This window comes from Pseudomonas sp. St29, assembly GCF_001547915.1.
Taxonomy (GTDB): domain Bacteria; phylum Pseudomonadota; class Gammaproteobacteria; order Pseudomonadales; family Pseudomonadaceae; genus Aquipseudomonas.
In genome coordinates this window covers 4,479,391-4,498,885 of the sequence record NZ_AP014628.1, presented here as the reverse complement: position 1 = coordinate 4,498,885, position 19,495 = coordinate 4,479,391, and the positions used below count along the sequence as shown (strand labels likewise).

At 61.8% G+C, this 19,495-nt stretch carries 18 protein-coding genes and 3 tRNA genes; 13 read left to right on the top strand and 8 right to left on the bottom strand.

The features are described 5' to 3' along the window. Positions 1–89: 89 nt before the first annotated feature. A complete protein-coding gene (locus PST29_RS19915) occupies positions 90–449 on the bottom strand; it encodes a hypothetical protein (RefSeq protein ID WP_060840205.1) in 360 nt (119 codons plus the stop codon). Between the two features lie 254 nt (positions 450–703). Between PST29_RS19915 and PST29_RS19910 the strand changes: the two genes are divergently transcribed. Beyond that, the gene (locus PST29_RS19910; RefSeq protein ID WP_060844141.1) at positions 704–1,522 is read left to right on the top strand and encodes a shikimate 5-dehydrogenase; all 819 of its coding nucleotides are present in this window, start codon (positions 704–706) and stop codon (positions 1,520–1,522) included. Between the two features lie 117 nt (positions 1,523–1,639). Here PST29_RS19910 and PST29_RS19905 read toward each other — a convergent pair whose 3' ends face one another. Both PST29_RS19905 and PST29_RS19900 read right to left on the bottom strand, forming a co-directional pair. Next, a complete protein-coding gene (locus PST29_RS19905) occupies positions 1,640–2,290 on the bottom strand; it encodes a YceH family protein (protein ID WP_060840203.1) in 651 nt (216 codons plus the stop codon). 219 nt (positions 2,291–2,509) lie between these two features. Further along, on the bottom strand, positions 2,510–5,023 hold the full coding sequence (locus PST29_RS19900; RefSeq protein ID WP_060844140.1) for a flavin-containing monooxygenase: 2,514 nt from the start codon (positions 5,021–5,023) through the stop codon (positions 2,510–2,512). A 175-nt stretch (positions 5,024–5,198) separates the two neighbouring features. Between PST29_RS19900 and PST29_RS19895 the strand changes: the two genes are divergently transcribed. Both PST29_RS19895 and PST29_RS19890 read left to right on the top strand, forming a co-directional pair. Continuing rightward, the gene (locus PST29_RS19895; protein ID WP_060844139.1) at positions 5,199–6,227 is read left to right on the top strand and encodes an AraC family transcriptional regulator; all 1,029 of its coding nucleotides are present in this window, start codon (positions 5,199–5,201) and stop codon (positions 6,225–6,227) included. Between the two features lie 71 nt (positions 6,228–6,298). Next, a complete protein-coding gene (locus tag PST29_RS19890; RefSeq protein ID WP_060840200.1) occupies positions 6,299–6,808 on the top strand; it encodes a DUF1993 domain-containing protein in 510 nt (169 codons plus the stop codon). Positions 6,809–6,872: 64 nt separating this feature from the next. Here the strand turns inward: PST29_RS19890 and sstT are convergent, their stop codons facing one another. Beyond that, entirely contained in the window at positions 6,873–8,105 is a 1,233-nt protein-coding gene (gene sstT, locus PST29_RS19885; protein WP_060844138.1) for a serine/threonine transporter SstT, read from the bottom strand. Positions 8,106–8,431: 326 nt separating this feature from the next. On the opposite strand from sstT, the gene PST29_RS19880 reads away from it, so the two are divergent. Next, positions 8,432–9,607 (top strand): MFS transporter, encoded by a 1,176-nt coding sequence (locus tag PST29_RS19880; RefSeq protein ID WP_060840198.1) that lies wholly within the window; start codon positions 8,432–8,434, stop codon positions 9,605–9,607. On the opposite strand, the gene nhaR is transcribed toward PST29_RS19880, so the two are convergent. Beyond that, a complete protein-coding gene (gene nhaR, locus PST29_RS19875) occupies positions 9,588–10,493 on the bottom strand; it encodes a transcriptional activator NhaR (RefSeq protein ID WP_060840197.1) in 906 nt (301 codons plus the stop codon). The two genes, PST29_RS19880 and nhaR, sit on opposite strands and share 20 nt — an antisense overlap. A 134-nt stretch (positions 10,494–10,627) precedes the next feature. Here nhaR and PST29_RS19870 point away from each other — a divergent pair, with 134 nt between their 5' ends. After that, positions 10,628–10,876 (top strand): hypothetical protein, encoded by a 249-nt coding sequence (locus PST29_RS19870; RefSeq protein ID WP_060840196.1) that lies wholly within the window; start codon positions 10,628–10,630, stop codon positions 10,874–10,876. A 30-nt stretch (positions 10,877–10,906) separates the two neighbouring features. Beyond that, complete coding sequence (locus PST29_RS19865; RefSeq protein WP_060840195.1) at positions 10,907–11,662, top strand: TerC family protein; 756 nt, start codon at positions 10,907–10,909, stop codon at positions 11,660–11,662. Between the two features lie 79 nt (positions 11,663–11,741). Here the strand turns inward: PST29_RS19865 and PST29_RS32280 are convergent, their stop codons facing one another. Next, positions 11,742–11,906 (bottom strand): hypothetical protein, encoded by a 165-nt coding sequence (locus tag PST29_RS32280; protein ID WP_164990722.1) that lies wholly within the window; start codon positions 11,904–11,906, stop codon positions 11,742–11,744. Between the two features lie 226 nt (positions 11,907–12,132). Between PST29_RS32280 and PST29_RS19860 the strand changes: the two genes are divergently transcribed. Continuing rightward, on the top strand, positions 12,133–12,807 hold the full coding sequence (locus PST29_RS19860; RefSeq protein WP_060841985.1) for a peptidase C39 family protein: 675 nt from the start codon (positions 12,133–12,135) through the stop codon (positions 12,805–12,807). Between the two features lie 52 nt (positions 12,808–12,859). On the opposite strand, the gene pbpG is transcribed toward PST29_RS19860, so the two are convergent. Further along, on the bottom strand, positions 12,860–13,798 hold the full coding sequence (gene pbpG, locus PST29_RS19855) for a D-alanyl-D-alanine endopeptidase (RefSeq protein WP_016965269.1): 939 nt from the start codon (positions 13,796–13,798) through the stop codon (positions 12,860–12,862). A 294-nt stretch (positions 13,799–14,092) separates the two neighbouring features. Further along, complete coding sequence (folD, locus tag PST29_RS19850) at positions 14,093–14,947, bottom strand: bifunctional methylenetetrahydrofolate dehydrogenase/methenyltetrahydrofolate cyclohydrolase FolD (protein WP_016965270.1); 855 nt, start codon at positions 14,945–14,947, stop codon at positions 14,093–14,095. Positions 14,948–15,227: 280 nt separating this feature from the next. Here folD and PST29_RS19845 point away from each other — a divergent pair. The 6 genes from PST29_RS19845 to clpX all read left to right on the top strand — a co-directional run bounded on the left by PST29_RS19845 (position 15,228) and on the right by clpX (position 19,398). Then, positions 15,228–15,304: transfer RNA gene (locus PST29_RS19845), tRNA-Arg, on the top strand. A gap of 32 nt (positions 15,305–15,336) precedes the next feature. Then, positions 15,337–15,412, top strand: a tRNA-His gene (locus PST29_RS19840). Between the two features lie 57 nt (positions 15,413–15,469). Then, positions 15,470–15,554: transfer RNA gene (locus PST29_RS19835), tRNA-Leu, on the top strand. Between the two features lie 409 nt (positions 15,555–15,963). After that, entirely contained in the window at positions 15,964–17,274 is a 1,311-nt protein-coding gene (gene tig / locus PST29_RS19830; RefSeq protein WP_060844137.1) for a trigger factor, read from the top strand. Positions 17,275–17,366: 92 nt separating this feature from the next. Beyond that, positions 17,367–18,008, top strand: a complete 642-nt coding sequence (clpP, locus tag PST29_RS19825; RefSeq protein WP_016965272.1) for an ATP-dependent Clp endopeptidase proteolytic subunit ClpP — start codon at positions 17,367–17,369, stop codon at positions 18,006–18,008. Positions 18,009–18,114: 106 nt separating this feature from the next. Continuing rightward, the gene (gene clpX / locus PST29_RS19820) at positions 18,115–19,398 is read left to right on the top strand and encodes an ATP-dependent Clp protease ATP-binding subunit ClpX (protein ID WP_016965273.1); all 1,284 of its coding nucleotides are present in this window, start codon (positions 18,115–18,117) and stop codon (positions 19,396–19,398) included. Positions 19,399–19,495 lie beyond the last annotated feature (97 nt).

Below are 19,495 nucleotides of genomic sequence, written 5' to 3'. Positions count from 1 at the left end.
TGATGCTGAACTATTCAGACATTTGGGTGATGGCAAAATGCAACAGGCCCCGCTGGATGGGCGGGGCCTGTGGCTGTTTCAGTGGCGCGTTACCAGCGGCCGGGACCCGGGCCGTAGTAGTAATGAGGGTGGCCGTAGTAGCCGCGGGGCGGACCGTAGTACACCGGCGCCGGGCGGTAGTAGACCGGCTGCTGCACATAGACCGGTGCCGGCTGGTAGTAGACCGGCGGTGGTGGCGCGGCGTACACCGGCTGCGGTTGGACATACACCGGCGCCTGCTGCACATAGACCGGACGATCCTGGTTGGCGATCACCGAACCCACTACGGCTGCGCCGACAACAGCACCCAATGCGGCGGGTCCGGCCCAGCCACCGCCGTGGGCGGACGCCTGGCCTGCGACAGCGAGTGCGCCAATGAGCAAGGCTATCTTGGGGATTTTGGAAATCATGGTTGTTCCTCGGTTCAACCTCCGCGTTCATGGTCTGCACCAGACTCAAGAACTGACGCGGGGATACTTCTAAGACAGCGGTTTTTGCAAAATCTGCACAGCCGCTGAGTAAATATTGTGTAAGGTCTGTACCGGCCTCTTTACCGTCATCCCTGGGCGCTGAAGAGGCCTGTGAACCCGCGGCGATATGATCGGGCACAAGGGCTTGGCTGACCAATCCCGTCTATCCGAAAGTGCCCAGCAAGGAGATGAACATGCAAATGAACCCCAACAAAGACACCCAGTTGTGCATGTCGCTGTCCGGGCGTCCTGGGAATTTCGGCCTGCGCTTTCACAATCACCTGTATGAGCAGTTGGGGCTCAACTTCTATTACAAGGCCTTCAGCAGCCAGGACCTGCCCGGCGCGGTCCGGGGGATTCGCGCGCTGGGGATTCGCGGCTGCGGTGTGTCCATGCCGTTCAAGGAAGATTGCATCGCCCTGGTGGATGAACTGGATGCCTCGGCCCGGGCCATCGCCTCGATCAACACCATCGTCAATACCAATGGCCATCTGAAGGCTTACAACACCGATTACATCGCCGTGGCCCGCCTGCTGGCCGAACACGCCGTGCCCCGGGAGTCGACCTTCGCCCTGCGCGGCAGCGGCGGCATGGCCAAGGCCGTGGCCAGTGCCTTGCGCGATGGCGGTTATGCCCGTGGGGTGATTGTTGCCCGCAACGAAGTGGCCGGGCGCGCGCTGGCCCGTTCCCTGGGCTATGAGTGGCAGGCCGAGTTGGGCAGCCTGCGGCCGCAGATGCTGATCAACGTGACCCCGATCGGCATGAGCGGCGGGCCAGAGGCGCAGCAACTGGCGTTCGACGCCGAGGCGATAGCGGCGGCGGACACGGTGTTCGACGTGGTGGCGGTGCCGCCGGAGACGCCGCTGATCCTGCGGGCCCGGGCCGAGTGCAAGCAGGTGATCACCGGGCTGGAGGTGATTGCCATCCAGGCCCTGGAGCAGTTCGTGCTGTATACCGGGGTGCGCCCGAGCGAGGAGCAGTTCCAGAAGGCTGTGGCCTTCGCCCGGGCCTGAAACCGCAACGCTGTAGCCGCTGCCGCAGGCTGCGACAAGGCCCGCAGGGCCTTGGGCGTGCTTAGGTGCGGCGCCTCCTTCGGGGGCGATCAGCGCCTGCGGCAGCGGCTACCAGGATCAGCCCTCGAGCTGGGCCAGGCGCTCTTCCAGGGCGGCAATCCGCGCTTCCAGTTCTTCGATGCGTTCCACTGAAACGCCGCCGCTCGTGCTGCGTTCCACCGGGTTGCCACGGGCGGCGAGAATCGCCTCGATGTCCGCCGGGTCGCCCAGGGCGTGGGTGTAGCGGTCTTCGCGCTGACCGGCCTGACGCGGAATGTGCAGGGCCAGGCCCCGGGCGATCAGGCGTTCGAGCTGGTGCAGGACTTGCTCGCTGTCTTCGAAATCATGCATGCGTCCGCTGCGGGTCAGGAGCTCGTTGACGGTTTGCGGACCGCGCAGAAACATCAGGCCGCAGAGGATCAACTGCGCCGGCACCAGTTCCAGGGCCTTGTCCAGGCGCTGTTCCCAGCGATCGGCGCGGCTGCCCATGACCAGTCGGGTGAAACCCCGGGCTTCGAGGGCGCGCAGGCTTTGGCCAACCTGGCCTGGCGTCAGATTCATCACCGGTTCGCGGCTGGTTTTCTGATTGCAGGCCAGTACCAGGGCGTTGAGGGTCAGGGGGTAGGTTTCCGGGCTGGTGGCCTGCTTTTCGATCAACGAACCCAGGATGCGGATGTCGCTGCTGCTCAAGCGCAGTTCTTCGCCGGGGGTGTCGTGCTCGCTGCTCATAAGTGCTGGTCCCTTGGTCACTGATGGGTGGGTCGTGAAAAACCGCAACAGGGCGCCGGATCGGCGCCGCGGTTTTTCCGTGGCCGGGTGGGCCACCTTGGAGGGGCTCTGTTTTACCTTCAGAGCCCGGATCTTGCCATCAGAACTTGGTCGGACCCGGACAAACACCCTGCTTGCCGCAGCGCCCCCGCCCTGGTGATCCGGGCGAGGGCGGCCCGCTCAGCTCGGTTGCGGATCTGTGGCCGGCTGTGTCGCCGGCGTCGAGTCCGCGGCGGCTGCGGGCTCGCCCGATGCTTCCAGGCACTGGCGGCTGAAGCGGGCGACGGCGAGCAGGGCGTTTCTCGCGGAACGCAGGTAGAACGCCTGCAACTGGAAGACGTGCCAGCGATCCTCATGGATTTCCAGGCGGCAGCTCACCCCGGCCTGCCGGGCGCGCTCGGCCAGGCGAACCGAGTCCGACAGCAGCAGCTCCTGGTCGCCCACCTGGATCAGCATCGGCGGCAGGCCACGCAGGTCCGCCTCCAGGGGGCGATGGCTGGGCGCCGGCGCCGCGTAGGCCTTGAGGGCTTGCTCCAGCCAGTCGCGGCGAATCATCGGGTCGGCCTCCTGGCGCGATTGCAGGCTGGCGCCACGCAGATCCGGATCGGTGACCGGCGACAGCAGGATCAGCCCGGCAGCAATCGTCTCGCCGCGTTGCTTCAAGGCCAGTGCCAGGGCCAGGGCCAGGGCGCCCCCGGCGGAGTCGCCGGCAATCAGCAGTCGTTCGGCCGGGCAGCCCTGGGCGCGGATGGCGTCGTAACAGGCCAGGCAGTCCTCCAGCGCGGCGGGGTAGGGGTGCTCCGGTGCCAGCCGGTAGTCGGGCACCCAGACGCTGCAGCCGCTGTCCCGGGCCAGGCGGCTGGTGACACTGAAGTGGCTGCGCGGGCTGCCCAGGCAGAAGGCGCCGCCGTGCAGGTAGAGGATCACGCCCTGGTCGGGCGTGGCACCGGCGTCGACTTTCTGCACCGGCAGGCTGCCCAGCCAATGCTGCCGGCGCCGGACCCCGGCGCAACCGGGCATCAGCCAGGCCAGGGCGTTGACGATCTGGCGTTGGCGCACCAGCTCCCGGGGCGGGCCGATCAGGGCGCGGAAGCTGGCCCGCAGCAACAGCCGCAGCAAGGCCGCGTGACCCCGTTCCAGCCAATCCCGCGGTGACGCCACGCGCTGGCCGTCGGCCGCTGCCGAGTACGGCTCAAGGGGGCTGGCGAAACGATAGGCGGCAAGCCCGGCATAGCGGGTCAACCACCTGTAGGTCCAGGTGAATCCGGGCCAGTTGGTGCTGTTGTGGCCGCGGGCGTCGACGTACCAGCTGGTGCATCCGCTCCAGACCGAATCGGCCAGGCGCCGCTGGATCCGCTGTTGCAGGCGCCGGTGCGGGGCCTCCTGCACTTCCAGGGTCTGCGCGCCGCTGGCCTGTAGGGCCTGGCGGGCCTTGAGCACGTGGCTGATCTGGCTTTCCAGCATGTGGATGATGGAGTTGTGACCCAGGTTGGTGTTGGGTCCGTAGAGCATGAAGAAGTTGGGGAACCCGGGGACGCTGAGCCCCAGGTAGGCGCTGGCGCCTGCTTGCCAGGCCTGGTTCAGTTCCAGGCCGTTGCGGCCGCTGATGCGCATGGGCGCAAGGAACTCGGTGGCGGCGAAGCCGGTGCCGTAGATGATCGCGTCCACCGGGTGCTGCTGGCCGTCGAGGGTCTCGATGCCGTGTTCGGTGATGCGTGCGATGCCCTGGGTCAGCAGCTCCACATGGGGGCGGGCAAAGGTCTTGAGGTAGTCATTGGACAGCAGGATGCGCTTGCAGCCGATGGGGTAGTCCGGGGTCATCTGGCGGCGCAGCTCGGGGTCGGGCACCGAAGCCTCCAGCAGTTGGCGAAAGGGGAGGCCGACCACCCATTTGGTCAGGCCCTTGAGGCGAGTGAAGCCCAGGGCCCGGGATTCGAAATGCAGGTAATGGGCCGCGCGCAGCAGTTTCATCTGCCAGGGCTGGCGGGCCAGGCGCTGTTTTTCTTGCTCGCTGTAGGCCCGGTCGGCCTTGGGCAGGATGTAGGCCGGCGAGCGCTGGAAGACCTTGAGTGCTGCCACCTGATCGGCAATCTGCGGCACGAACTGGATGGCCGAGGCGCCGGTGCCGATCACCGCCACCCGTTTGTTGGCCAGGGGGTAGTCGTGGTCCCAGTGGGCGGAGTGGAAGACCTTGCCGCGAAAGTTGTCCATGCCCGGCAGTTTGGGCAGGGCGGGGCGGCTGAGCTGGCCGACGGCGCTGATCAGCAGGCGGGTGAAATGCTCCTGGCCATCGTTGCAGACGACCTGCCAGTACTGGCCGGTCTCATCGAATCGGGCGTGGCGCACTTCGCTGCCCAAGTGAATGTGTCGCAGCAGGTCGTAGGTGCGGGCGCAATGCTGCAGGTAGTCGTGGATCTCGGCCTGGGGCGCGAACACCCGGGACCAGTGCGGGTTGGGCTCGAAGGAAAATGAATACAGGTGCGAAGGCACGTCGCAGGCAGCGCCGGGGTAGGTGTTGTCGCGCCAGACGCCACCGACGTCCTGGCCTTTCTCAAGCAGGATGAACTGGCTGACCCCGGCCTTGCGCAGGGCGATGGCCATGCCCAGGCCGCCGAAGCCGCTGCCGATGATCAGGGCTTCCAGGGGCGCGCAGGGGCTGGAGCGAAGGTTTTCAGGGGCGGTGGATTCGGGCATGACGACCTCGTTGTTATTGTTGTGGACGCAGGATGGATCGACCCGGGGCCGGGCTCTGCCGACGGTGGCGCGGCCCCGTTGAGTGAAGCATGGGGGCAAACATCCGGGGACCCCATGCTGCAACGGGACAAGTGCTTTAGTATTTGGGCCAAATCCGCCGCCCATGAGTCAGGCCATGAACGTTCAAGCATTCACCCGGGGACCGTCCAGCGCCTTGCTGCTGGTGAATTTTGCGCTTGAAAGGGGCCTGTCGCCGACGCGCCTGCTGGCCGGTTGCGCGGTGTCCCTGGAGGTGTTGCAGGACCCCAATACGGTGCTGCTGGCGGCCCAGGAGCTGCGATTGGCGAGCAATCTGCTGCAGCTCCTGGGCCATCCTCCCGGGCTGGGCTATGAGGTGGGGGCGCGTTATCACTTCTCCACCTACGGCCTGTTCGGCTATGGCCTGATCAGCAGCGCGACGCCGGCGGATGCGCTGGACCTGGCCCTGCGCTTTCTGCCGCTGACCTATGCCTTTGCTTCCATCGGTTACCGACTGGAGCGGGATCTGGGCGTGCTGACGTTCGGTGCGCCGCCGGTGGCCGATCCGCAGGTGGCGGCGTTTCTGCTGGAACGGGACATGGCCGCTGCCGCGGTCTTGATGCAGGAGATCGTCGGTGAGGATTTTTGTCTGGCCCGCCTGACCCGTCGCGCAGCGCCTCCTGCGGATCGCGCTGCCAGTGATGCGCCGCAGGTGCTGGGCCGGGTGCCCGAGTACCGGGCGGCGCTCGACAGCCTGGCGTTCGACCGGCGCTTCCTGGATCGCGCCTTGCCCCAGGCCAACCCGCTGACGGTGGCGATGTGCGAGCAGATGTGCCGGCAGTTGCTTGAGCGCCGACAGGCTCATCAGGGCATGGCGGCCCTGGTCCGCCAGCACCTCGAGGCCCTGCCTGCCGGCAGGGTCGCGGATCTGCCGGGCATGGCTCGTCTGAGTCGGACCAGTGTGCGCACCCTGAAACGACGCCTGCAGGAAGAGGGCACCAGCTATCGCCAGTTGCTGGCCGAGCAGCGCGGCGCCCGGGCCCTGGAGTTGTTGGGCAATCGCGCCTTGAGCCTGACCCGGATCGCGGAAGAGCTGGGTTTCAGCGATCTGTCGAGTTTTTCCCAGAGCTTCAAGCGCTGGTTCGGCGTCGCCCCCAGCGCCTATCGCCGGGGGCCTCCGGGATAAAGGCCCCGCACCGGGCCGCAGTGGCTATAATCGCTGCTCGTTGTATTCCCGCCATCTGTGTCGAGACTGTCATGACTATTTCCCTGTATGCCGCTTCCGTTCCCGTCTTCAAGCAAATGCTCAATGCCCTGAGCGATGTCCTGCACAAGGCCGAAGCTCACGCCACGGCGAAGAACATCGAGCCCAATGCCCTGCTTCAGGCCCGCCTGTACCCGGACATGTTCCCTCTGGTGCGTCAGGTGCAGATCGCCGTGGACTTCGCCAAGGGCGTGTCGGCCCGCCTGGCCGAGGTCGAGCTGCCCAAGTACGACGACAGCGAAACCACCTTCGCCGACCTGCAGGCGCTGATCGCCAAGGTGCTGGCCTTCATCGACGGCATCCAGCCGGCGCAGATCGATGGCAAGGAAGGCATCGAGATCGTCACCCGTCCGGGCACCCCGAAAGAGAAGCGCTTCACTGGCCAGTCCTACCTGCTGACCTACGGCCTGCCGCAGTTCTTCTTCCACGTCACCACCACCTACGCGATCCTGCGTCACAACGGTGTGGAAGTGGGCAAGCGCGACTACATGGGCGCGTTCTAAAACCCCAGGTGATAAAAAAGCCCGGCCAGGTTGACCCTGGCCGGGCTTTTTAGTGGGCGTTGGATCAGGCGGCGGCTTGCGCCTTGTCTTCCTGGGCCATGCACGCGGCGGCCGTGAAGAGCACGTCGGTGGAGGAGTTCAGCGCGGTTTCCGCCGAGTCCTGCAGCACGCCGATGATGAAGCCCACGGCAACCACCTGCATGGCGATTTCGCTGGGGATGCCGAACAGGCTGCAGGCCAGGGGAATCAGCAGCAGCGAGCCGCCGGCAACGCCGGAAGCGCCGCAGGCGCAGATCGCCGCCACCACGCTGAGCAGCACGGCGGTCGGCAGGTCCACGGCAATGCCCAGGGTGTGCACGGCGGCCAGGGTCAGCACGGTGATGGTGATCGCCGCGCCGGCCATGTTGATGGTGGCGCCCAGGGGGATGGACACCGAGTAGGTGTCTTCATGCAGGCCCAGGCGCTTGCTCAGCTCCAGGTTGACCGGAATGTTGGCCGCCGAGCTGCGGGTGAAGAAGGCGGTGATGCCGCTCTCGCGCAGGCAGGTCAGCACCAGCGGGAAGGGGTTGCGGCGGATTTTCCAGAACACGATCAGCGGGTTCATCACCAGCGCCACGAACAGCATGCAGCCGATCAGTACCGCCAGCAGGTGCAGGTAGCCGAGCAGGGCATCGAAGCCGGAGGTGGCCAGGGTCGAGGCCACCAGGCCGAAGATCCCCAGGGGCGCGAAGCGGATCACCACGCGCACGATGACGGTGACCCCGTTGGACAGGTCATCGAGCACGGCGCGGGTGGTCTCGCCGGCATGACGGATGGCCACGCCCATGCCGATGGCCCAGGCCAGGATGCCGATGAAGTTGGCGTTCATCAGGGCGCTGACCGGGTTGTCCACCACGCTCAGCAGCAGGCTTTGCAGCACTTCGCTGATACCGCCGGGGGCACTCACGGCGACGTCGTGGGTGGCCAGGACCAGGGACGAGGGGAACAGGCTGCTGGCGATCACCGCGACCACCGCCGCGGCGAAGGTGCCCAGCAGGTAGAGCACCAGGATCGGCCGGATATGGGTTTCCTGGCCGTGCTTGTGGTTGGCGATCGAGGCCATGACCAGCACGAACACCAGGATCGGCGCCACGGCCTTGAGCGCCGAGACGAAGACCTTGCCGATGAAGGTGGTGGACTTCGCCACTTCGGGGGCCAGCAGGGCCAGGGCGATCCCGGTAATCAGGCCGATGACGATCTGGGTCACCAGGCTCAGGCGTTTGAGGGTGTGCAGGAAGGAAGGAGGTGCAGCGCTCATAGCGGTATCTCTGTTTTTTTTAATGTGCAGTGCATGCCGGGGCTGAGCCGGCATCCAGGGATGCGGTGGCAAAGGGCAACGGGCGATCGGGTGGCCTGACGGGCAAGCCAGTACGACAACCACTGTTTTTGGCAGGGGGCGGACTTTATCACAGGCGCTCGGGCTTCCTGCGTCGATGTGACGATCTGCCACCGCTGATCTCCGGTGCCGGGGACGGGGCGGTTGCCCAGACCCGTGCCCTCTCTGTTAAGATCCGTCACCCCCTTTTCTATCCAGTCAGCGGGCCCTTCGGGCTGTCGCTGCTGTCGTTGTTTCTGGAGTTTGCGATGTTGTTGCCCATCCTGCTGTTGTCCGCCGCGGGTTTTACCGTGTTGACCACGGAGTTCGTCATCGTCGGCCTGTTGCCGTCGATAGCCCGGGACTTGCAGGTCAGCGTGTCGCAGGCCGGCTTGCTGGTGACCCTGTTCGCCTTTACCGTCGCCGCGTTCGGGCCCTTCCTCACGGCCTATTTCGCGCGTTTTCCGCGCAAGCAGCTGTTTATCGGCGTGTTGTTGATGTTTGGCCTGGCCAACACCCTGGCGGCCCTGGCGCCGAACATCTGGGTGATGGCCCTGGCACGCCTGGTGCCGGCCCTGGGGTTGCCGGTGTTCTGGGCCCTGGCCAGTGAAACGGCGGTGGATATCGTCGGCCCGGATCATGCCGGGCGGGCCATTGCCAAGATCGGCTTCGGCATCGTCTGTGCCACGGTGTTCGGGATTCCCGTGGGCACCCTGATCGCCGATGCGTTCGGCTGGCGCAGCGCCTTCGGCATCCTGGCCCTGGTGGCCTTCGCCAAGGCCCTGCTGCTGTGGGTCTATCTGCCGAAAACCAGGCCGCACAACCCGCAGGCGAGCCTGCGGGCGCAGTTTCGCATCCTGCGCAGCCCGCTGATGCAGGGGCATGTGCTGCTGTCGATCCTGGTGTTCAGCGGCATGTTCACCGCCTACACCTACCTGGCGGACATCCTCGAACGCCTGGCCGGTTTCGACGGCACCCTGGTGGGCTGGTGCCTGATGGGCTTCGGCGCCGTGGGGCTGATCGGCAACTCCCTGGGTGGACGGGCCGTGGACCGCCATCCGCTGATCGCCTCCATGGTGTTCTGCGCCTTGATGATGGGCGGCATGCTGGCCCTGGTGCCGAGTATCGATTCGACCCTGGGGCTGGCGGCGGCGATGGGCCTCTGGGGCGTGACCCAGGCCGCGCTGTTCCTGGTCAGCCATGTGCGCCTGATCAAGGCTGCGCCGCAAGCGCCGGCATTCGCCGCGTCGCTGAACATCGCCGGGGCCAACCTGGGGATCGGCCTGGGGGCGATGGTGGGCGGACGGGTGATCGACACCCTGGGCCTGGGCAGCCTGGGGATGGCGGCGTCGGCGTTCATCCTGCTGTCGATTGCCCTGGCCCTGCTGCTGATGAACCTCAAGACGCCGCAGGCCTGCGCCTCTGTCAATGCGCCAGGGGCGTGAACAGTTCGCGGCGCGCGCCCTCGGTGATGGCCAGGATGCCCGGGTGCTTGACCTTGCGCTCCACCGAGATGGCATAGAACGATTCGGTCACGGCGTCGGTCTGGCCAATCAGCTGGACGCCGTACTGGTGCCGGACTTCCTCGGCAATCACGCTGGGGGCGATGAAGATCCCGCTGCCGGATTGGCCAAAGGCCTGCATCAGGGCGCTGTCGTCGAATTCGCCGATGATCCGCGGTTGCAGTTGCTGTTCGGCGAACCAGCGCAGCAGGCGGCTGCGCACCACGGTTTCCTGCCCGGGAATCAGTAGCGGCGCGCCGTGCAGGCCGCGAGGGAAGTCGGCGCCGTGCTGCTGGGCCAGTTCGGCGGTGGCGAAGAAGCTGATGCCGCACTCCCCGAGCTTCTGGCTGTAGCCCTTGATGTCCAGGTGCGAGGGCATCGGGCTGTCGGAGATCACCAGGTCCAGGCGCTGGATGGCCAGATCCGCCAGCAGCCGTTCGAGTTTGTCTTCGCGGCAGGTCAGGCGAATCGGTTCGCTGAGCTCCATGGTCGGGGCGATCAGGCGATAGACGATGGACTTGGGCACCACATCCGCCACGCCGACCCGGAACTGGATCTGCTGCTCGTCGGGGCGGGCGCGGAGCATGGCTTCCAGTTCGCCGCCGAGCTGGAACATCTGTTCGGCGTAGGGCAGCGCCTGGCGTCCGGCTTCGCTCAGTTCCAGCTGGCGCCCGACCCGGCGAAACAGTTCGATGCCGTAGGTCTGTTCCAGCAGGCTGATCTGCCCGCTGATGGTTTGTGGGGTCAGGTTGAGCTGCTCGCAGGCGCGCACGATGCTGCCGGTCTTGGCCACAACCCAGAAGTAATGCAGTTGGCGGTAGTTGAGCATGGCGCTTACCAGTTCGTAAAAACCGAAGTATAACTGCCAAAAATACGAATTTTCCTGAAGTATTCGTCTCCTTAGAATGCCCCGCTATCGACGGGGCCCGCATTGGCCCTGTCCGTTCTATCGAGGAATACGGCATGTCATTCAAAACCCTGGGCGCGGCCTCGTTGCTGGCCCTGTCTATGCTGACCCTGGCGGGGTGTGATCAGGCGGAAAAAAGCGCTCAACAGGTGCTGGACAAGGCCGCCGAGACGGCCAAGCAGGCCATCGATGACACCCACAAGGCTGCCGAGCAGGCCCTGAGCGAGGCCACGCAAAGCGTGACCGGCAAGGAAAAACCAGAGGACGACGCGGCCAAGAAGCCCGATTCTTCCCAGGAAATCTGACTTTTCATATCACCGATTCAGGATTGACCCATGGATTACCTTTTACAGCTCGCCGCCAGCCCCACCGCCTGGGTGGCTCTGGCCACTCTGGTGGTGATGGAGATCGTGCTTGGCATCGATAACCTGATCTTTATTTCCATCCTCACCAACAAGCTGCCGGAAAAGCACCGGGCCAAGGCGCGACGCATCGGGATCAGCATGGCGTTGTTCCTGCGTCTGGCGCTGCTCAGCACCATCGCTTTCATTGTCCAGCTCACTGAGCCGGTGATCGACGTGCTGGGGCAGAGTTTCTCCTGGAAGGACATGATCCTGATTGCCGGTGGCCTGTTCCTGGTCTGGAAAGCCACCACCGAGATCCACCAGAGCATGGACCCTGAGCCCGAGAAGCCGGCTACCGCGACTTCCAAGGTGAGCATCGGGTTTGCGGCGGCGATCGGGCAGATCCTGATGCTGGACCTGGTGTTTTCCATCGACAGCATCATTACGGCGGTGGGCATGACCGAGCACCTGCCGATCATGATCATTGCCGTGGTGATCTCGGTGCTGGTGATGTTGCTGGCCGCCGAACCGCTGGCCAAGTTCATCCATGACAACCCGACTGTGGTCATGCTGGCCCTGGGCTTCCTGATCATGATCGGCATGACCCTGATCGCCGAAGGTTTCGGCGCCCATGTGCCCAAGGGCTATGTGTATGCGGCCATGGCGTTCTCGGCGGCCATTGAAAGCTTGAACATGTTGGCCCGTCGGGCTCGGCAGAAGCGCCAGGCGCAGCACACCGAGGTCTGATTCGCCACCAAGGCAAACGGCCGTCTGTACTCGCTGGAGTCAGGCGGCCGTGTCGTTTTACGGGAAGGGAAAGCGGGGATCAGTGCACAGTGGCGGGGCGCCGGGCGGTCTTTTCGCTTTCGATGCCTGGCTTGCGGGGCTGAGCGTGGTGGCGGCGAGTGATACGCAGCACGCCCCAGAGCATGGCGCCGGCGACGGCCAGCCAGCCCAGGATCAGCATCAGGATTGTCGTTGTCAGGCTCATCAGTGCCTCCTTATATGCCCTGTACAGGGCACACACACTTGCCAATGGACAGTCTAGTAGCCCCTGTGTTTCAGGCTATTGACCAATAGTCGCGAGTCTTCGAACACTTCGCTCTATGGTTTGCAATTAACTGTTGCCTAACGCTATACCCTCGCCCGTGAGGGCCCTATGATCAAGGCCCCAGCCGGAGCAGGGTCGTCCGGCGTCTGTCTATTAGAGAGCAATGATGGTGCGGGTATTTCCTCGATTTCGAGCGGCGCTGCTGGCCAGCGCCTGTGTTCTGGGCCTGGCCGGATGTGCCGGCAGCGTGGCACCGGAGATTCAGCGTCTGCCGGAGCGGGTGGAGCTCAACAGCGTGCCGTTCTTCCGTGGCGAGATGTACCAGAGCGCTCCCGGAGCCTTGGCCAGCATGTTGTCGCAACAGGGCATCGTGATTACCCCCGGGTTGCTGGACAAGCCTTTGCACCTGCCGGGAGCCGAGGCGCAGTTGCAGCAGAACCTGCAGGGTCTGGCCCGGCAATACGGCATGGTGGTCTATCCCCTGGATGATCATCTGTCGGCCTTGCTGACGCAGGTGGCTGCAGGTTATCCGGTGCTGGTGCGCTTTACCGAGGGTTCAAGCTTGTGGGCGCAGCCGCGTTATGCGGTCCTGGCCGGATATAACCGGGACAAGCAGACGGTGCTGTTGCGGGGGGCGAAAAGCCGTCGGCAACTGATGAGCTTCAGTGCGTTCGAGTCGTCCTGGAAAGACGCCGGCAGTTTCGCGGTATTGATTCAGGCGCCCAACCAGCTACCGGCCAAGGTCGATCGTCAGCGTTGGCTGAAAGCGGCCAACGAGCTGGCCCAGGCCGGCCAGGAGCAGGCGGCGGCTCGGGCCGGCAAGGCACTCGACGGTCATTGAACGCTCTATAGACAACAACGGCGCCTCAGGGCGCCGTTGTTGTTGCTGGGGATCAATGTGAGGCTTGCGGGGCTGCGCTCTGGTGGTTCTTGAGGTTCTTGTCGGCCTTGTAGCGCAGGGCCACGTCCGGTACCGAACCGCTTTTGCCGGTCTCGACCCAGTTGCGGATACGGCTGGCGTCGGCAAAGTGGGTGTACTTGCCGAAAGCGTCGAGAATCACCAGGGCTACCGGGCGGTTGCCCATGCTGGTGACCAGCACCAGGCAGTGGCCGGCCTGGTTGGTGAAGCCGGTCTTGGTGATCTTGATGTCCCATTTTTCCTTGTTGACCAGGTGGTCGGTGTTGCGAAAGCCCAGGGTGTAGTTGGGTTTACGGAACGCCACGGTCTTTTCCTTGGTGGTGCTCAGTTCGCTCAGCAGCGGGTATTTGCGAGCGGCCACCAACAGCTTGCTCAGGTCGCGGGCAGTGGAGACGTTGTGGATCGACAGGCCGGTGGGCTCGACATAGTGGGTATGGGTCATGCCCAGGGACTTGGCCTTGGCGTTCATGGCGGCAATGAACGCCGAGTAGCCGCCTGGATAGTGATGGGCGAGGCTGGCAGCGGCGCGGTTTTCCGAGGACATCAGGGCGATCAGCAAGGTATCGCGACGGCTCAGCTCGCTGTTGAGCTTGACCCGTGAAAACACACCCTTCATCTCCGGGGTGTCGCTGATGTTCATGGAGATGTGCTCATCCAGTGGCAGCTTGGCGTCCAGCACGACCATGGCGGTCATCAGCTTGGTGACCGAGGCGATGGGCACCACGACGTCCGGGTTGCTGGAGTAGATGACTTTGTTGGTCTGCAGATCCAGCAGCAGGGCGCTGCCGGAGGCGATATGCAACTGTGAAGTGTCTCTTGGCGCCGCGGTGGTTTCGCTGGCGTCGACGCTGTGTGCGATCAAGGTGCCGGACACAGCAAACAATAAGCTGAGGATGGAGAGACGAATTTTCACGCGGGCGGACTCGATAAAGATGGATATGCCGTCTGGCAACGGGTTTTTTCGGGAAAACGTTACATTTTATGAATATAGCTGAGGAACTGTCGATTGTTCTTCAGCGGTCAGTCGAAAACCCTTAAAAACCAAGAAAAAACACCGGTTTTCCCTGAGTGGCAGGTGTTCGTCAAGATAGGCCCGGCTTGACCTGGAGCGCTAAGATTCAGGAGCTATATGTCGGGCGCAGGGAGTGTGTTGCGGCGGCATAAAAAAGCCCGCCAATGGCGGGCTGATTGAAGCAGGCTGGCAAACTCAGCTGTGCAGCGTTTCCGCGGCGTACAGGGTGTTTTCCAGCAGGCAGGCGCGGGTCATGGGACCGACGCCGCCAGGTACCGGCGTGATCCAGCCGGCGCGGGGCAGGGCGGTCTCATACACGACGTCGCCCACCAGTTTGCCGTCTTCCTGACGATTGATGCCCACGTCGATGACGATGGCGCCTTCCTTGATCCATTCGCCTTTGACCAGGCCCGGCTTGCCAGCGGCAACCACGACCAGATCGGCGCGGCCGACGTGGCCGGCCAGGTCCTTGGTAAAGCGGTGAGTCACGGTCACGGTGCAGCCCGCCAGCAGCAACTCCATGGCCATCGGGCGACCGACGATATTGGAGGCGCCCACTACGACTGCGTCCATGCCATACAGATCGGCGCCGGTGCTTTGCAGCAGGGTCATGATGCCCTTGGGGGTGCAGGGGCGCAGCAGGGGAATGCGCTGGGCCAGGCGACCGACGTTATAGGGATGGAAGCCATCCACGTCTTTGTCCGGGCGAATGCGCTCAAGTAACAAGGAGGCGTCCAGGTGCTCGGGCAGAGGCAATTGCAAGAGGACGCCGTCGATATTCGGGTCATCGTTGAGCTTGTCGATCAGGCCGGCCAGATCTTCTTGAGTCGTGTTGGCGGGCAAGTCATAGGCTTGTGAAAGGAAGCCGACCTCTTCGCAGTCTTTACGCTTGTGCGAGACATAAACCTGAGAGGCCGGGTCGCTGCCGACCAGAATCACCGCGAGACCCGGAGTACGCAGGCCTTGCTGGCGACGCTCGGCGACACGTTTGGCGATCTGCTGGCGCAGGCTAGCGGCGATCGCTTTGCCGTCGATTAGTTGTGCAGTCATGACGCGTGATTAACCATCGAGAGGGAGAGAAAAAGAGAACGTATTCTCGCATGTCGGGACGTGAGGGCAAAGGCGCTTGGTCTGCAAATTCCCCTAACTCCTTTAATTAAATGAATTTTTTTTAAAAAAGAGTTGACGACCTAACGGCTCGTCTATAACATTCGTCGCACTTGTCGGGCACAGCCTAGCACTGGTTAAGAAGGTCGGGCAGAGTTGATGTTTAACTCGTAACGACTGAAAGCAATTAGTTTGTAGTCATTAAAGAATACAGATTAATAAGGCGCCCGTAGCTCAGCTGGATAGAGCATCCGCCTTCTAAGCGGATGGTCGCAGGTTCGAGTCCTGCCGGGTGCGCCATTAGGCAGCTTTGGCACAAGTAACGCAATATGGTGGGCGTAGCTCAGTTGGTAGAGCACAGGATTGTGACTCCTGTTGTCGTGGGTTCGATCCCCATCGTCCACCCCATATTCGAAGAAGGCGCCAGATTAATAGTCTGGCGCCTTTGCTTTAAAAGCTTGTTAAGCGGACGTGGTGGAATTGGTAGACACACTGGATTTAGGTTCCAGCGCCGCAAGGTGTAAGAGTTCGAGTCTCTTCGTCCGCACCATTAAAGTAGCTAGTTAATAGCAGATCACGGCGCAGCACCTGAAAGGGGCTGCGCCGTTTTCGTTTCTGGACTCGATGCTGTGGTCTGGCTGCATGTAGTGGGTTGGCCGGTGGCGCCAGATTCGCTCTTGGTCGTCGGGTGTTTGAGTTTCAGCTGTTGGCTGGTGTTTGTCAGGGGTGGGTTGGTCGATCCCTTCTATATATAGAAGGATTGGTTTAGAGCCCCTGGCTGGATTTGTAGTAATTGCTCTCATGGCGAGGCTCAACCCTTTGTCCCCGCCTTCACATTGTCGGTCGTATTTCACCCTTTTTCAGTAGGGTGACTTCTTGAGTTTGACCCACTAGAATGCATGCCCTTGATTCTGGGGTCGGAAAACGGCCGGCTAACGTCTGTGCAACGAGGAATATCCATGCAAGTTTCTGTTGAAAATACTTCTGCTCTTGAGCGCCGCATGAGCATCACCGTGCCGGCTGAGCGCATCGAGAGCCAGGTCAACAAGCGTCTGCAGCAGACTGCCCAAAAGGCCAAAATCCCAGGCTTCCGTCCTGGCAAGGTTCCAATGAGCGTGATTCGTCAGCGTTATGAGGCTGACGCGCGTCAAGAAGCAGTGGGTGACGTGATCCAGGCTTCTTTCTATGAAGCTGTTGTTGAGCAGAAGCTGAACCCGGCTGGCGCTCCTTCGGTCGAGCCTAAAGTGCTGGAGAAGGGCAAGGATCTGGAATACGTTGCCACTTTCGAAGTTTTCCCTGAGTTCACTGTCGCCGGTTTCGAAAGCATCGCTGTTGAGCGTCTGAGCGCTGAAGTGGCTGATGCTGACCTGGACAACATGCTGGAAATCCTGCGCAAGCAGAATGTTCGCTTCGAAGTGGTTGATCGCGCTGCGCAGAACGATGATCAACTGAACATCGATTTCGTTGGCAAGGTCGACGGCGAAGCTTTCGCGGGTGGCTCGGCCAAGGGCACTCAGCTGGTGTTGGGTTCCGGTCGCATGATTCCTGGTTTCGAAGACGGTCTGGTTGGCGCTAAAGCTGGCGAAGAGCGTGTTCTGAACCTGACCTTCCCTGAGAACTATCAGAACCTGGACCTGGCCAACAAAGCCGCCGAGTTCACTGTTACTGTCAACAGCGTTTCCGAGCCTAAGCTGCCAGAGCTGACCGAAGAGTTCTTCGCTCAATTCGGGATCAAGGAAGCGGGTCTGGATGGCTTCCGTGCCGAAGTTCGCAAGAACATGGAGCGCGAACTGCGTCAGGCTATCAAGTCCAAAGTGAAGAATCAGGTTATGGACGGTCTGCTGGCCTCCAACCCGATCGAAGTGCCAAAAGCGCTGCTGGACAACGAAGTCAATCGTCTGCGCGTTCAGGCTGTTCAGCAGTTCGGTGGCAACATCAAGCCGGATCAACTGCCGGCTGAGCTGTTCGAAGAGCAGGCTAAGCGCCGCGTAGTGCTGGGTCTGATCGTCGCTGAAGTGGTTAAGCAATTCGACCTCAAGCCTGATGAAGCCCGCGTTCGCGAGCTGATCCAGGAAATGGCTTCGGCTTACCAAGAGCCAGAGCAAGTCGTGTCCTGGTACTACAAGAACGAGCAGCAGTTGAACGAAGTCCGTTCGGTTGTGCTGGAAGAGCAAGTTGTGGATACTGTTCTGCAGAAAGCTAGCGTGACCGACAAATCGGTCTCTTACGAAGAAGCGGTCAAGCCGGTAGAAGCACCTCAAGCCGACTGATCCTCTTTTCGTTCGAAGCACACACCATAAGCCAGCCTTCGTGCTGGCTTATGCGTATTCAAGACATGACTATTTGGGAGTGACTGCAGGACATGTCCCGCAATTCTTATTATCAGCAGAGCTCTGACATCCAGGCCGCAGGCGGCCTGGTCCCGATGGTTATCGAGCAGTCCGCCCGCGGCGAACGCGCCTATGACATCTATTCGCGCCTCTTGAAGGAGCGAGTGATCTTCCTGATTGGCCCGGTAGAGGACTACATGGCCAACTTGGTTGCGGCGCAACTGCTATTCCTTGAAGCGGAAAACCCGGACAAGGACATCCATCTCTACATCAACTCGCCAGGTGGCTCGGTGACTGCTGGCATGTCGATCTACGACACCATGCAATTCATCAAGCCTGACGTTTCGACTATCTGCATTGGTCAGGCATGCAGCATGGGGGCCTTCCTGCTCGCTGGCGGTGCCGCGGGCAAGCGTCATTGCCTGCCTAACTCGCGGATGATGATTCACCAACCGCTCGGCGGTTTCCAAGGCCAGGCGTCGGATATCGACATCCATGCCAAGGAAATCCTGCACATTCGTTCGCGCCTGAACTCGCTGCTGGCTCACCACACTGGTCAGAGCCTTGAAACCATTGAGCGTGACACCGAGCGTGACAACTTCATGAGCGCCGAGCGCGCCGCGGAGTACGGTCTGATCGACTCCGTGATCAACAAGCGTCAAATGCCTGCCTAAGCAACTCAAATGTAGGCGGCTTATTTAACTGGCCGCCTGCGGACTTGAAAAAGCCCGCAATTGCCTTCATCTTGTGTTGCAAGCCTATCGGATTTGGATCGATCGAATGACTGACACCCGCAACGGCGAGGACAACGGCAAACTGCTTTATTGCTCCTTCTGTGGCAAAAGCCAGCATGAAGTACGCAAATTGATTGCCGGCCCCTCGGTCTTTATCTGCGACGAGTGCGTCGACTTGTGCAATGACATCATCCGTGAGGAGGTGCAGGAGGCACAGGCCGAAAGCAGCGCGCATAAATTGCCTTCGCCTAAAGAAATCAGCGGCATCCTTGATCAGTATGTGATTGGTCAGGAGCGTGCGAAAAAGGTTCTGGCGGTAGCGGTATACAACCACTACAAGCGTCTGAATCAGCGTGACAAAAAGAACGACGATGTTGAGCTCGGCAAGAGCAATATCTTGCTGATCGGACCTACAGGTTCGGGTAAGACGCTTTTGGCGGAAACCTTGGCTCGTCTGTTGAATGTACCGTTCACCATTGCCGACGCAACCACCCTGACCGAAGCCGGTTATGTGGGTGAGGACGTTGAGAACATCATTCAGAAACTGCTGCAGAAGTGCGACTACGACGTAGAAAAAGCTCAGATGGGCATTGTCTACATCGATGAAATCGACAAGATTTCCCGCAAGTCTGATAACCCTTCGATTACTCGGGATGTTTCCGGCGAGGGCGTTCAGCAGGCCCTGTTGAAGTTGATCGAGGGTACGGTCGCTTCCGTTCCTCCTCAAGGTGGTCGCAAGCACCCGCAGCAGGAGTTTCTGCAAGTCGACACTCGCAACATCCTGTTTATCTGCGGCGGCGCTTTCTCGGGTCTGGAAAAGGTTATTCAAAACCGCTCCACCCGTGGCGGCATCGGTTTCAACGCCGAAGTTCGCAGCAAGGAAGAGGGCAAGAAGGTCGGTGAGTCCCTGCGTGAAGTTGAACCTGACGATCTGGTCAAGTTCGGTCTGATCCCGGAGTTCGTCGGTCGTCTGCCGGTTCTTGCGACGCTGGATGAGCTGGACGAGGCTGCCTTGATTCAGATTCTCACTGAGCCGAAGAATGCCCTGACCAAGCAGTATGCCAAGCTGTTCGAGATGGAAGGTGTGGACTTGGAGTTCCGTACTGACGCATTGAAGTCGGTCGCCAAGCGAGCACTTGAACGCAAGACTGGTGCTCGTGGTCTGCGCTCGATTCTCGAAGGTGTTCTGCTCGACACTATGTATGAGATCCCCTCGCAATCCGAGGTGAGTAAAGTAGTGATCGATGAAAGCGTTATTGAAGGCAAGTCCCAGCCACTGTACATCTATGAGAACAGTGAGCCGACGGCCAAGGCTGCGCCAGACGCGTAAGTGTTGTGGTGTTGCTTAAAAGAAGGGGCCTTCGGGCCCCTTTCCTTTTAGCGTCTTAAAGTGCTGTCTTTAAGCTTGTTTTTTTTGCAGGCAGCCC